This is a genomic window from Streptomyces scabichelini (assembly GCF_011045015.1).
Lineage (GTDB): Bacteria > Actinomycetota > Actinomycetes > Streptomycetales > Streptomycetaceae > Streptomyces > Streptomyces scabichelini.
Genome location: NZ_JAAKZY010000280.1, coordinates 1 through 12,258, shown reverse-complemented (window position 1 = coordinate 12,258; position 12,258 = coordinate 1). Strand labels below are relative to the sequence as shown.

The window sequence follows — 12,258 nt, the reverse complement described above, 5'->3', positions numbered from 1 at the left end:
GGTGGGTGCGGGGTCGTGGGCCGGTGCGTCAGCCCGTCGCAGGGTGGGCATACGGCCCTTTGCTGGTACAAGGGGCGGGTTTCCTGAGACAAGCCCTACGCGACGGGCATACGACGCACCGACCCACGACCCCTCCCGCCGGTGGGAGGGGCCGGGTAGTTGGGGGTGCGGGCTTTTTCGGGGTACGGGAAGTCGCAGGCTTTTCTTTTTAGGGGCGCGGGGAACTGCGCGACAAGCCACAACGAACCCGCAGCTTAAAACCGCACCCCCCCGCGGAGCGCTACGCGTCAAGGGTGACCGTGAACGAGAACCGATCCCCCCGGTACTGGATGACCGCCACATCCAGCACCTGACCGGACTCGTCGCGAGCGACACCCGTGTAGTGCAGGATCGGGCTGAGCAACGGCACCTCAAGCAGCCGAGCCGTCTCCGGATCGGCCAACCGCGCCTCCACGGTGTCGGTGATGCGGCCGATGCGCATGCCCACCACGTCCCGCAGTACCTTCGTCATCGGCCAGCGGGCCAGGTCCTCCAGGTCGATGCGTTCGGCCAGTTCGGGCCTTACGTAGTTGCGGGCGTGGTTCGTCGGCTCGCCGGTCTTCTCGTCGCTCCGCAGCCGGTGATACGTCGCCACCTCGTCCAGCTCAGGGAAGTACTCGGCGAGTTCGGCCGACACGGGTGCCTTGCCGTGGCCGAGCAGCTCCGTCGTCATGCCCGACTGCTGGGCCACGATCGCGTCCACCGAGCCGAGCAACCGCACGGGCGCACCCCGCTGGGCGCTGGGCTCGATGAACGTGCCGCGCCGGCGATGACGGGTGATCAGGCCCTCGTCCTCCAGCTCCTTCAGCGCCTGTCGCATCGTCAGCACGCTCACCCCGTAGTGCCCCGCCAGCTGTTCCTCGGTGGGCAGACGCAGCGGGTCCTCCTGCGACCGTCCCAGGATCGAGGCGCGCAGGGACTGCGAGACCTGATACCAGAGCGGCAGTTTGCGGTTCAGGACGATCGAGTCCGGAGCGAATGAGGTCACGAAGGTATCCGTACCGGTCACGGGCGTTCAGTGCAACGGGCCGAAGTGACGCTCGAGACCCTGCCAGACGTCGTCGTACGCGCGTTGCAGGTGTTCCGCCCGTGCCGCCTGCGCCGTGAGGGTCACCGGCCAGCGCGTCTCGAACATGAAGGCCAGACCGTCGTCGACCTTCTGCGGACGCAGCTCGGCGGCGCTCGCCCGGTCGAAGGTCTCCCGGTCGGGCCCGTGCGCCGACATCATGTTGTGCAGCGAACCCCCGCCCGGAACAAAACCTTCCGCCTTCGCGTCGTACGCGCCCTCGATGAGCCCCATGTACTCGCTCATCACGTTCCGGTGGAAGTACGGCGGCCGGAACGTGTCCTCGCCCACCAGCCAGCGCGGTGCGAAGACGACGAAGTCGACGCCGGCCAGGCCCGGGGTGTCGGTCGGCGAGGTCAGGACGGTGAAGATCGACGGGTCCGGGTGGTCGTAGCTGATGCTGCCGATCACATTGAAACGGCGCAGGTCGTAGACGTAGGGCAGATGGCTGCCGTGCCAGGCGACGACATCCAGCGGCGAGTGGCCGTACGTCGCGGTCCACAGGTTCCCGCAGAACTTGTTCACCACTTCCACCGGGCCCTCGACGTCCTCGTACGCGGCGACCGGCGCCTGGAAGTCCCGCGCGTTGGCAAGGCCGTTGGCACCGATCGGGCCGAGCTCGGGGAGCTCGAAGGGCGCCCCGTAGTTCTCGCACACGTAGCCACGTACTGACTCGTCGAGCAGCTCCACGCGGAAGCGCACCCCGCGAGGAATCAGCGCCACATGCCCGGGTTCGGCGTGCAGCAGGCCGAACTCGGTGCGCAGCAGCAGCCCGCCGCGCTCCGGCACGATCAGCAGCTCCCCGTCGGCGTCGCTGAACACCCGCTCCATCGACGAGTTGGCGTGATACAGGTGCACGGCCATACCGGAGCGCTGCGTCACGTCGCCGTTGCCGCCGAGGGTCCACAGGCCTCGTACGAAATCCGTGCCCGGCTCGGGCTCCGGCAGGGGGTTCCAGCGCAGCCGGTTCGGGTCGGGCGCCGTCTCCGTGAAGGGCGCCGTGCGGAGGGTGCCGTTGTCGGTGCGGGCGAACGCCGGGTGGGCGGCCGACGGGCGGATGCGGTACAGCCACGAACGCCGGTTGTGCGCCCTCGGCTCAGTGAACGCCGAACCGCTCAGCTGCTCCGCGTACAGCCCGAGCGGTGCGCGCTGCGGCGAGTTGCGGCCGATCGGCAGTGCGCCGGGCACCGCCTCCGAACTGTGCTCGTTGCCGAAGCCCGAGAGGTACGTCAATGCCTCGGCCGTCTTCCGCGCATCCCCGCTCATGGTCGCTCCCTCGTTCCTGATTCCTATGCAACACCGTAGGATTCGCGATTTCCGTACGCAAGAGGAGAGCCGCACGATCCGGCCAAGACCGCTGTAGTACCCAAGAACCCGACTTCAGGGGGATTCGCCTGTCAGAGCGGTGGCCTAGTCTCCGGACATGTCGTGGACGCGCGGATTCCTCGCCGTGCTCGCGGTCTGTGCCCTGCTCGGCGCTCTGCTCGCCGGCCTGACGGGCTGCGACTCCGGCGACGCGGGCGAGGACGACGGGGTCAAGCCGTCGCCGGTGGGCAAGGTGCTGGAGGACACGGACGAAGAGGGGCGGAACTACCGTGAGATCGACAAGAAGCGGGCACCCGAGGTCGAGATCGAAGTGCTGCCCGACGCCCGCGACGGCTGGAACGTCCGCCTGACCGTCAGCGACTTCCGCTTCTCACCGGCCGACGCGAAGAAGGTGGCCGTGGAGGGGCGCGGCTACGCCCTCCTGCGGCTCGACGGCCGCTCCGTCGCCCTCCTCCGCGACCCCACCCACCACCTCGCGGGCCGCCTCGTCGCACGGGGCACGCACCAGGTCACCGCGCGTCTCTACGCCGACGACGACACCGTGTGGGCCGTCGACGGCGAACCCGTCCAGAGCACCGCGGACATCACGGTGTCCGAGCCCGGGCCGGCATCCACGACGACCGCATCCGAGCCCGCGCCGGCCCCAGGATGAGTGCAAGGGGCACCGACAGGCGTACTGGGGGGCACGGTTCCTCGGACCCCGGTGGAAAGGCATCATGATGCCCGTGCCCCACGCGACATCGCTGCGCCGCGCGCCCGTACAGCGCCGGAGCGCGGAACGACTGACCCGTATCCTCGACGCCTGCGCCGACCTGCTCGACGAGGTCGGCTACGACGCCCTCAGCACCCGCGCGGTCGCCGTGCGCGCAGGCGTCCCCATCGGCTCCGTCTACCGCTTCTTCGGCAACAAACGCGCCATGGCCGACGCACTCGCCCAGCGCAACCTCGACCGCTACGCCGAGCGCGTCACCCGCCGCCTCGAGGCGGCGGACGGGGACGGAGGCTGGCGTGCGGCCATGGACGCCGTGCTCGACGAGTACCTCACCATGAAGCGCACCGCGCCCGGCTTCGCCCTCGTCGACTTCGGCAACCAGATCCCGGTCGGCACCCGCGACGCCGAACCCAACACCCGCGTCGCCGACCGCCTCACCGACATGCTCTCCGCCTACCTCCACCGCGAGCCCGACGAAGACCTCCACCGTACGTTCCTGGTCGCCGTCGAGGCCGCCGACACCCTCGTCCAACTCGCCTTCCGCCTCAGCCCGTCGGGCGACGAGCGGATCATCCAGGAGACGCGGGAGTTGTTGCGGTCGTATCTGGCGCGGTCGCTCGACTGAAGCGCCCCGTAAGGGGCGCGGGGAACTGCGCGACCAGCCACGACGGACCCGCAGCCTCGAACCGCACTTCGCGCGGAGCGCACAGCGCGAGTTTGCGACCTGACCCTCGCGAGGCCTCCCCAGCGTGCATACCGGTCGGTATGCTCAGCCCCAGCCCGCGTGCCACCGTCGCCACCCCTCTGGGAGGACCCGTGTCCACCACCTCCGACTCCCGCACCGCCCTGCGCATCTGCCCCCTGTGCGAAGCCACCTGCGGGCTGACCCTCACCATCGAGGGCACCCGGGTGACCGGTGCCCGCGGAGACCGCGACGATGTGTTCAGCCAGGGGTTCATCTGCCCGAAGGGTGCCTCTTTCGGAGCCGTCGACGCGGACCCCGACCGGCTGCGCACCCCGCTGGTACGCAAGGACGGCGCACTGCGCGAAGCCACCTGGGAAGAGGCCTTCGACGCGGTCGCCGCCGGGCTGCGGCCGATCGTCGAGACGTACGGGCCGCACGCCGTCGGCGTCGTCCTCGGCAACCCGAACGTCCACACCATGGCCGGCGCCCTCTACCCGCCCGTCCTGCTCACCGCCCTCGGCACCCGCAGCATCTTCACCGCGTCCACGATCGACCAGATGCCCAAGCACGTCTCCAGCGGACTCCTCTTCGGCGACGCGCTCGCGATCCCCGTGCCCGATCTGGACCGCACCGACCACCTCCTGCTGATCGGCGCCAACCCCCTGGAATCCAACGGGAGTCTGTGCACCGCGCCCGACTTCCCCGGCAAGCTCAGGGCCCTCAAGGCCCGCGGCGGCACCCTCACGGTGATCGACCCGCGCCGCACGCGCACCGCCAAGCTCGCCGACCGGCACGTCCCGATCCGCCCCGGCACCGACGCGCTGCTGCTCGCCGCGATGGCGTACGTCCTCTTCGAGGAGAAGCTCACCTTCCTCGGCGAACTCGCCCCACTGGTGCAGGGACTCGACGAACTCCCCGACGCGCTGCGGGACTTCACCCCCGAAGCCGCCGCCGAGGCATGCGACATCGACGCCGGCACGATCCGTACGCTCGCCCGCGAACTCGCCGCCGCGCCCACCGCCGCCGTCTACGGCCGCATCGGCAGCTGCACGGTCGAGCACGGCACGCTGGCCAGCTGGCTCGTCGACGTGCTGAACATCCTCACCGGGAACCTCGACCGGCCCGGCGGCGCCCTCTTCCCGCAGGCCGCCACCGACAAGACGCCCCGCCCCGTCGGACCCGGACGCGGATTCGCCCTCGGCCGCTGGCACAGCAGGGTCAGCCGGCACCCGGAAGCCAAGGGCGAACTGCCCATGGCGGCGCTCGCCGAGGAGATCGACACCGCCACCGCCGAGGGCGAACCCGTCCGTGCCCTCATCGCCATCGCCGCGAACCCCGTCCTGTCCGCGCCCGACGGCGACCGCCTCGACAAGGCTCTCGACTCGCTCGACTTCATGGTCAGCGTCGACCCGTACCTGAACGAGACCTCACGCCACGCCCACGTCGTGCTGCCGCCGCCCCCGCCCGCGCAGAGCCCGCACCACGACTTCGCCTTCAACACCCTCGCCGTACGCAACCAGGTCCGCTACACCCGCGCCGCCGTCCCCCTCGGACCCGGCCGCATGGCCGAGACCGAGATCCTCGCCCGGCTCGTCCTCGCCGCGACCGGCATGCACGGCGCCGACCCCTCAGCGGTCGACGACATGGTCATCGACCAGACCCTCGGCAAAGCCGTCAAGGAACCGCACTCCCCGGTGCACGGCCGCGACCCGCGCGAACTCGCCGCACAGCTCACCGGCGAGAGCGGCCCCGAACGGCGCCTCGACATGATGCTGCGCCTCGGCCCGTACGGCGACGGATTCGGCGTCCGACGGGAAGGGCTGAACCTGGACAAGCTGCTTGACCAGCCGCACGGCATCGATCTCGGACCGTTGCGACGGCGCCTGCCGGGGCCCCTCAAGACCCGCAGCGGGCTCATCGAACTGCTGCCGCAGCCGATCGCCGACGACCTGCCGCGCCTCAGGGACGCCCTGCGCCGGCGCCCGGAGGGCCTTGTCCTCGTCGGTCGCCGCCATCTGCGCTCCAACAACAGCTGGATGCACAACATCCCCGCCCTCACCGGCGGTACGAATCGCTGCACCGTCCACATCCATCCCGACGACGCCGCACGTCTCGGGATCGCGGACGGAGGCGCCGTGCGGATCAAGGGCGCCGGGGGAGAGGTGACGGCTCCGGCCGAGGTCACCGACGCCATCCGGTGCGGGGTCGTGAGCCTCCCGCACGGCTGGGGGCACGACCGGCCGGGCACCCGTATGCACCACGCCGCCGAGGACCCGGGAGTCAACGTCAACCAGCTCCTCGACGGCTCGCAGCTCGACCCGCTGTCGGGCAACGCGGTCCTCAATGGCATACCCGTCGAGGTCTCGCCAACAGGCACAACGCTGTGACCAGGAGTTTTGCGCTTATTGCTCGCGTGTCAACATCTTGTTAACGCTTGCATGACCGCCCTAACGTCGCCCCAACCGCCGGCCCTGGTGGCTGTTCAAGGGCGAACGTTAGGTACCCACTCATGCTGACCATCCTCGGCTTCGCCATGATCGCGACCTTCCTGGTCCTGATCATGATGAAGAAGATGTCGCCGATCGCGGCGCTCGTGCTGATCCCGGCACTCTTCTGCGTATTCGTCGGAAAGGGAGCCAACCTCGGCGACTACGTCATCGAGGGGGTGGGCAACCTCGCGCCCACCGCCGCGATGCTGATGTTCGCCATCGTCTACTTCGGCGTCATGATCGACGTCGGCCTCTTCGACCCGATCGTTCGGGGCATCCTGAAGTTCTGCAAGGCCGACCCCCTGCGGATCGTCGTCGGCACGGCCGTACTGGCCGCGATCGTCTCGCTCGACGGTGACGGCTCCACCACCTTCATGATCACCGTCTCGGCGATGTACCCCCTGTACAAGCGCCTCAAGATGAGCCTCGTCGTGATGACCGGTGTCGCCGCCACCGCCAACGGCGTCATGAACACCCTCCCCTGGGGCGGTCCCACCGCCCGCGCCGCCACCGCGCTCAAGCTCGACGCCGGCGACATCTTCGTGCCGATGATCCCGGCCCTCGCCGTCGGCCTGCTCTTCGTCATCCTCCTCTCGTACGTACTCGGCCGCCGCGAGCGCAAGCGGCTCGGCGTGCTGAGCCTGGACGAGGTCCTGGAGTCGGAGAAGGTCATCCTGGAGAAGGAGGAGCAGCCGGAGACCGAGACGGTGCTGGTGGGTGCCGGTGCCGGTGCCGGTGGCTCCGGTGACCAGAAGGGCCGTGCCGCGAAGGCCACCGGTGGCGCGGGCTCCGGGACGGACGCGGACGCTCCCGAGGACGACGAGGACGACGTACGGCTCCAGGGCCTGGACCCCAACCGGCCGACGCTGCGCCCCAAGCTGTACTGGTTCAACGCGCTGCTCACGGTGACCCTGCTCACCGCCATGATCATGGAGTGGCTGCCGATCCCGGTCCTGTTCATCCTGGGTGCCGCGCTCGCGCTGACCGTGAACTTTCCGCACATGCCCGACCAGAAGGCCCGCCTCGGCGCCCACGCCGAGAACGTCCTCAACGTCTCCGGCATGGTCTTCGCCGCCGCCGTCTTCACCGGCGTCCTCCAGGGCACGGGCATGGTCGACTCCATGGCGAACTGGCTCGTCGACAGCATCCCCGAGGGCATGGGCCCGCACATGGCGCTGGTCACCGGCTTCCTGAGCCTGCCGCTCACGTACTTCATGTCGAACGACGGCTTCTACTTCGGTGTCCTGCCGGTGCTCGCCGAGGCGGGAGCCGCGCACGGGGTCTCGCCGCTGGAGATCGCCCGCGCCTCGCTCGTCGGCCAGCCGCTGCACATGTCGAGCCCGCTCGTGCCCGCCGTATACGTCCTCGTGGGTATGGCGAAGGTGGAGTTCGGCGACCACACCAAGTTCGTGGTCAAGTGGGCTGCGCTCACTTCTCTCGTGGTACTCGGAGCGGGAATCCTGTTCGGCATCATCTGATCCCGTGCTCGTGATCCCGTTCTCGGGATCACCTGCTTGCGATCCCCTTCTCGTGATCCCTTTTGGAGGACACCGTGAGGCCCGGTGGGAACCGCGGCTGGCTGCTCCGCCTCGTCATCGCCTTCAGCTTCGCGCAGGGGGCGGTGTCGATGGCCCGGCCCGCCGTCTCCTACCGGGCCCTCGCGCTGGGCGCGGACGAGCGCGCGGTCGGTGTGATCGCGGGCGTGTACGCGCTCATGCCGCTGTTCGTCGCCGTACCGCTGGGCCGCAGGACCGATCAGGGCCGGTGCGCGCCCCTGCTGCCCGTCGGCGTCGTTCTGATCGCCGGCGGCTGCGCCCTCAGCGGTACGGCGGACTCGCTGCTCGCGATGGCCGCGTGGAGCGGTGTGATGGGCCTCGGTCACCTCTGCTTCGTGATCGGCGCGCAGTCGATCGTGGCCCGCCAGTCCGCCCCGCACGAACAGGACCGCAACTTCGGCCACTTCACCATCGGCGCCTCGCTGGGCCAGCTCGTCGGACCGATCGCCGCGGGCGCCCTGATCGGCGGCCCCGACATGGCGGGCAGCAGCGCGCTCGCGCTGCTCGTCGCGGCCGGGGTAGCCGCGGTCGCGTTCACCTCGCTCTGGCGCATCGAGCACCGTACGCCGGCCAAGTCCCGTACGCGCCAAGGCGAACGCGTCCCCGTGCACCGCATCCTGCGCACCCGAGGCGTACCCGCGGGCATGTTCATCAGCCTCGCCGTGCTGTCTGCGACGGACATCCTCACCGCGTACCTGCCGGTGGTCGGCGAGCACCGGGGTATCTCGCCGGCCGTGATCGGCCTGCTGCTCAGCCTGCGCGCGGCGGCGACCATCGCGTGCCGCCTGGTGATGACACCGATGCTGCGGCTGCTCGGCCGGGCCGCGCTGCTCGCGTCGACCTGTCTGCTGGGGGCCGTGCTGTGCGCGGGGATCGCGCTGCCGGTCCCGGTCTGGGCGCTGGCCGTGATCCTCGCGGCCCTCGGCTTCTGCCTGGGCGTCGGCCAGCCCCTGTCCATGACCACGGTCGTGCAGGCCGCCCCCGACGACGCCCGCTCCACGGCCCTCGCGCTGCGCCTGACCGGCAACCGGTTGGGCCAGGTCGCCGCGCCGGCCGCGGCGGGCCTTGTCGCGGGAGTCGCGGGCGTGGCCGCACCGTTCGTGATGCTCGGGGCGTTGCTCTTGATCGCCTCGGGGCTCGGGCTGCGGCAGGGACGTACGGCTGCCGGGGCCGAACCGGAAGACGAGCGTGCCGGGCGTACGTCGTCCACGCCGCAACGCGAGAGACGCTGAACCAGGCGTAAGGGCGAAGGGCGAAGGGCTAAGGGCGTACGGATGTACGGGCGCTCGGGCCCGGCGCGCCTCCCGGACCCGGGGGAGCGACCCCCGCTAGTCATGCGGGCATGATCCTCCCCAGCACCCGCACCCACACCCGTCTGGCCGTCGCGACGGCGTCCGCCCTGCTGTTCGCCGGCGCCCCGGTCGCGTACGCCACACTCACCGACGACAAGCCCCGTGAGGCGGCGCGCGGCGCCGCGTACGTCGAGACCCGGCTCTTCTTCGGCACCGAGCGTCCCGACGGCGGACCCGCCGTCACCGACCGGCAGTTCATGGACTTCGTCGACCGGGAGGTCACGCCGCGCTTCCCGGACGGGCTGACCGTGCAGGACGGGCGCGGCCAGTGGCGGGACGCGCGCGGCACGATCGAGCGCGAGCGGTCGTACGAGCTGATCCTGCTGTACCCGAGGTCCGGGTCCGGCACGGCGGATTCCCGGATCGAGCGGGTCCGGGACGCGTACGAGAAGGCCTTCGGCCAGGAGTCGGTGGCCAGGCTGGACGAACCGACGCGCGCGGACTTCTGAGACGCGCTCCCGAGCGTGCCTGGCGGCCTAAAACTATCATCGCTAATTTAGGGTGCGGACGGCTAGGTTGGGCGGCGGATACGACGCCCAACCTCTCGGGAGGATCACATGAAGGCACACGACGGCATGTACATCGATGGCGCGTGGCGTCCCGCCGCCGGGGCGGACACGATCGCCGTCGTGAACCCGGCCGACGAGCAGGTGATTGCCCATGTTCCGGCGGGCAGCGTCGAGGACGTCGATGCCGCGGTACGGGCCGCGCGTGCCGCCCTTCCGGGCTGGGCGGCCACCCCGCCTGCCGACCGTGCGGCGCGCATCGCCGCCCTGCGGGACGTGCTCGTCGCCCGCAAGGACGAGATCGCCGAGACCGTCACGGCCGAGCTCGGCTCGCCGTTGCCGTTCTCGCAGAAGGTGCAGGTGGGCCTGCCGATCGCGGTGGCGGGCTCGTACGCCGAGCTGGCGGCGACCCACCCCTTCGAGGGGAGGGCCGGGAACTCGACCGTCTACCACGAGCCGGTCGGCGTGGTCGGCGCGATCACGCCCTGGAACTACCCGCTGCACCAGATCGTCGCCAAGGTCGCCCCGGCGCTCGCGGCCGGCTGCACGGTCGTCCTCAAGCCCGCCGAGGACACCCCGCTGACGGCCCAGTTGTTCGCGGAGGCGGTGCACGAGGCCGGTGTCCCGGCCGGTGTCTTCAACCTGGTCACCGGTCTCGGTCCGGTCGCCGGCCAGGCACTCGCCGAGCACGAGGGCGTGGACCTGGTCTCCTTCACCGGCTCGACCGCCGTCGGCAGGCAGATCGGCGCGACGGCGGGCGCGGCCGTCAAGAAGGTCGCCCTGGAACTGGGCGGCAAGTCCGCCAACGTCATCCTGCCGAGCGCCGACCTCGCCAAGGCCGTCAACATCGGCGTCGCCAACGTGATGTCCAACTCCGGGCAGACCTGCAGCGCCTGGACCCGGATGCTGGTCCATCGGGAGCAGTACGACGAGGCGGTGGAGCTTGCCGCGGCCGCCGCGGAGAAGTACGGCGACCGGATCGGCCCGGTGGCGAGCGCCAAGCAGCAGGCGCGCGTGCGCGGTTACATCGAGAAGGGCGTCGCGGAGGGCGCGCGGCTCGTCGCGGGCGGGCCCGAATCACCGCGCGAGCAGGGCTACTTCGTGAGCCCTACCGTCTTCGCCGACGTGCGGCCCGAGATGACCATCGCGCAGGAGGAGATCTTCGGCCCGGTGCTCTCGGTCATTCCGTACGAGGACGAGGACGAGGCCGTGCGCATCGCCAACGGGACCGTGTACGGGCTCGCCGGCGCGGTCTGGGCCGGCGAGGACACGGAGGCCGTCGCCTTCGCGCGCCGCCTCGACACCGGGCAGGTCGACATCAACGGCGGCCGGTTCAACCCCCTTGCCCCGTTCGGCGGTTACAAGCAGTCGGGTGTGGGCCGCGAACTCGGCGCGCACGGGCTGTCCGAGTACCTCCAGACCAAGTCCCTCCAGTTCTAGGAGCGTTGCGCATCATGGTTCGCGCCGCTGTGCTGCCCGCCGTCGGTGCTCCGCTGGAGATCACCGGGATCGAGCTGCCGGAGCCCGGCCCCGGCCAGTTGCGGGTGCGCCTCGCCGCCGGGGTCTGTCACTCCGACCTGTCCTTGTCGGACGGCACCATGCGGGTGCCGGTGCCCGCCGTCCTCGGCCATGAGGGAGCGGGCACCGTCGTGGCCGTCGGCCCCGACGTCACGGATGTCGCGCCCGGCGACGGCGTGGTCCTCAACTGGGCGCCGTCCTGCGGGAGTTGCCACGCCTGTTCGCTCGGCGAGGTGTGGCTGTGCGCCAACGCGCTGACGGGAGCGGGGAACGTGTACGCCAGGCGCTCCTCCGACGGGACGGACCTGTACCCCGGGCTCAACGTCGCCGCGTTCGCCGAGGAGACCGTGGTGGCCGCCGGATGCGTGCTGCCCGCACCGGCCGGGATTCCGCTCACCGACGCGGCCCTGCTCGGCTGCGCCGTGCTCACCGGGTACGGCGCCGTCCATCACTCGGCGCGGGTCCAACCTGGCGAGTCCGTCGCGGTGTTCGGCGTCGGCGGGGTCGGTCTCGCCGCGCTTCAGGCCGCGCGGGTCGCGGACGCGTCGACGATCGTCGCGGTCGACGTGTCGCCCGCGAAGGAGTCCCTCGCGCGCGAGGCTGGAGCGACGGAGTACGTCGTCGCCTCCGAGAACACGGCCCGCGAGATCCGCGCCCTCACCGGCAAGCAGGGCGTCGACGTGGCCGTCGAGTGCGTGGGCCGCGCCGTCACGATCCGTACTGCCTGGGAATCCACCCGCCGCGGCGGCCGTACGACGGTCGTCGGCATCGGCGGCAAGGACCAGCAGGTCACTTTCAACGCCCTGGAGCTCTTCCACTGGGGCCGCACGCTCTCGGGCTGCGTGTACGGCAACTCGGACCCGTCCCGCGACCTCCCGGTCCTCGCCGACCACATCCGCGCGGGCCGCCTCGACCTGGGCACGCTGGTGACGGAACGGATCGCTCTGGAGGGCATCCCCGCCGCCTTCGACAACATGGTGGCGGGGATGCCCTCCAGAGCGATCCGTTC

10 protein-coding genes are annotated in these 12,258 nt (G+C 70.8%); 8 read left to right on the top strand and 2 right to left on the bottom strand.

Annotated features, from left to right (window positions below; genetic code table 11):
* Positions 1 to 280 precede the first annotated feature (280 nt).
* Positions 281 to 1,027 carry a UTRA domain-containing protein gene (locus G5C60_RS45600; RefSeq protein ID WP_165269301.1) on the bottom strand — a complete coding sequence of 249 codons (747 nt, stop codon included), beginning with the start codon at positions 1,025 to 1,027 and terminating at the stop codon, positions 281 to 283.
* Positions 1,028 to 1,054: 27 nt separating this feature from the next.
* The gene (gene hmgA / locus G5C60_RS45595) at positions 1,055 to 2,371 is read right to left on the bottom strand and encodes a homogentisate 1,2-dioxygenase (RefSeq protein WP_165269299.1); all 1,317 of its coding nucleotides are present in this window, start codon (positions 2,369 to 2,371) and stop codon (positions 1,055 to 1,057) included.
* Between the two features lie 157 nt (positions 2,372 to 2,528).
* Here hmgA and G5C60_RS45590 point away from each other — a divergent pair, with 157 nt between their 5' ends.
* From G5C60_RS45590 to G5C60_RS45555, 8 genes are all read left to right on the top strand, one after another.
* A complete protein-coding gene (locus G5C60_RS45590) occupies positions 2,529 to 3,083 on the top strand; it encodes a hypothetical protein (protein WP_165269297.1) in 555 nt (184 codons plus the stop codon).
* A gap of 64 nt (positions 3,084 to 3,147) precedes the next feature.
* On the top strand, positions 3,148 to 3,768 hold the full coding sequence (locus tag G5C60_RS45585) for a TetR/AcrR family transcriptional regulator (protein WP_165269295.1): 621 nt from the start codon (positions 3,148 to 3,150) through the stop codon (positions 3,766 to 3,768).
* 191 nt (positions 3,769 to 3,959) lie between these two features.
* Positions 3,960 to 6,215, top strand: coding sequence for a molybdopterin oxidoreductase family protein (locus tag G5C60_RS45580; RefSeq protein WP_420907473.1), 2,256 nt, complete (start codon positions 3,960 to 3,962; stop codon positions 6,213 to 6,215).
* Between the two features lie 122 nt (positions 6,216 to 6,337).
* Positions 6,338 to 7,795: a CitMHS family transporter gene (locus G5C60_RS45575; protein WP_165269291.1), complete on the top strand. Its 1,458-nt coding sequence runs from the start codon at positions 6,338 to 6,340 to the stop codon at positions 7,793 to 7,795.
* 74 nt (positions 7,796 to 7,869) lie between these two features.
* Positions 7,870 to 9,105: an MFS transporter gene (locus G5C60_RS45570; protein ID WP_165269289.1), complete on the top strand. Its 1,236-nt coding sequence runs from the start codon at positions 7,870 to 7,872 to the stop codon at positions 9,103 to 9,105.
* A gap of 110 nt (positions 9,106 to 9,215) precedes the next feature.
* Positions 9,216 to 9,674 carry a DUF3574 domain-containing protein gene (locus G5C60_RS45565; RefSeq protein ID WP_165269287.1) on the top strand — a complete coding sequence of 153 codons (459 nt, stop codon included), beginning with the start codon at positions 9,216 to 9,218 and terminating at the stop codon, positions 9,672 to 9,674.
* Positions 9,675 to 9,782: 108 nt separating this feature from the next.
* Entirely contained in the window at positions 9,783 to 11,171 is a 1,389-nt protein-coding gene (locus G5C60_RS45560; protein ID WP_165269285.1) for an aldehyde dehydrogenase family protein, read from the top strand.
* Positions 11,172 to 11,182: 11 nt separating this feature from the next.
* Positions 11,183 to 12,258 (top strand): zinc-binding dehydrogenase (locus G5C60_RS45555; RefSeq protein WP_165269303.1); only part of this gene is annotated, 1,076 nt, incomplete at its 3' end.

Coding starts and splice junctions, on each gene's coding strand:
- G5C60_RS45575 (WP_165269291.1), top strand. CDS start 6,338: ATGCTGACCATCCTCGGCTTCGCCATGATCGCGACCTTCCTGGTCCTG.
- hmgA (WP_165269299.1), bottom strand. CDS start 2,371: ATGAGCGGGGATGCGCGGAAGACGGCCGAGGCATTGACGTACCTCTCG.
- G5C60_RS45560 (WP_165269285.1), top strand. CDS start 9,783: ATGAAGGCACACGACGGCATGTACATCGATGGCGCGTGGCGTCCCGCC.
- G5C60_RS45585 (WP_165269295.1), top strand. CDS start 3,148: ATGATGCCCGTGCCCCACGCGACATCGCTGCGCCGCGCGCCCGTACAG.
- G5C60_RS45565 (WP_165269287.1), top strand. CDS start 9,216: ATGATCCTCCCCAGCACCCGCACCCACACCCGTCTGGCCGTCGCGACG.
- G5C60_RS45590 (WP_165269297.1), top strand. CDS start 2,529: ATGTCGTGGACGCGCGGATTCCTCGCCGTGCTCGCGGTCTGTGCCCTG.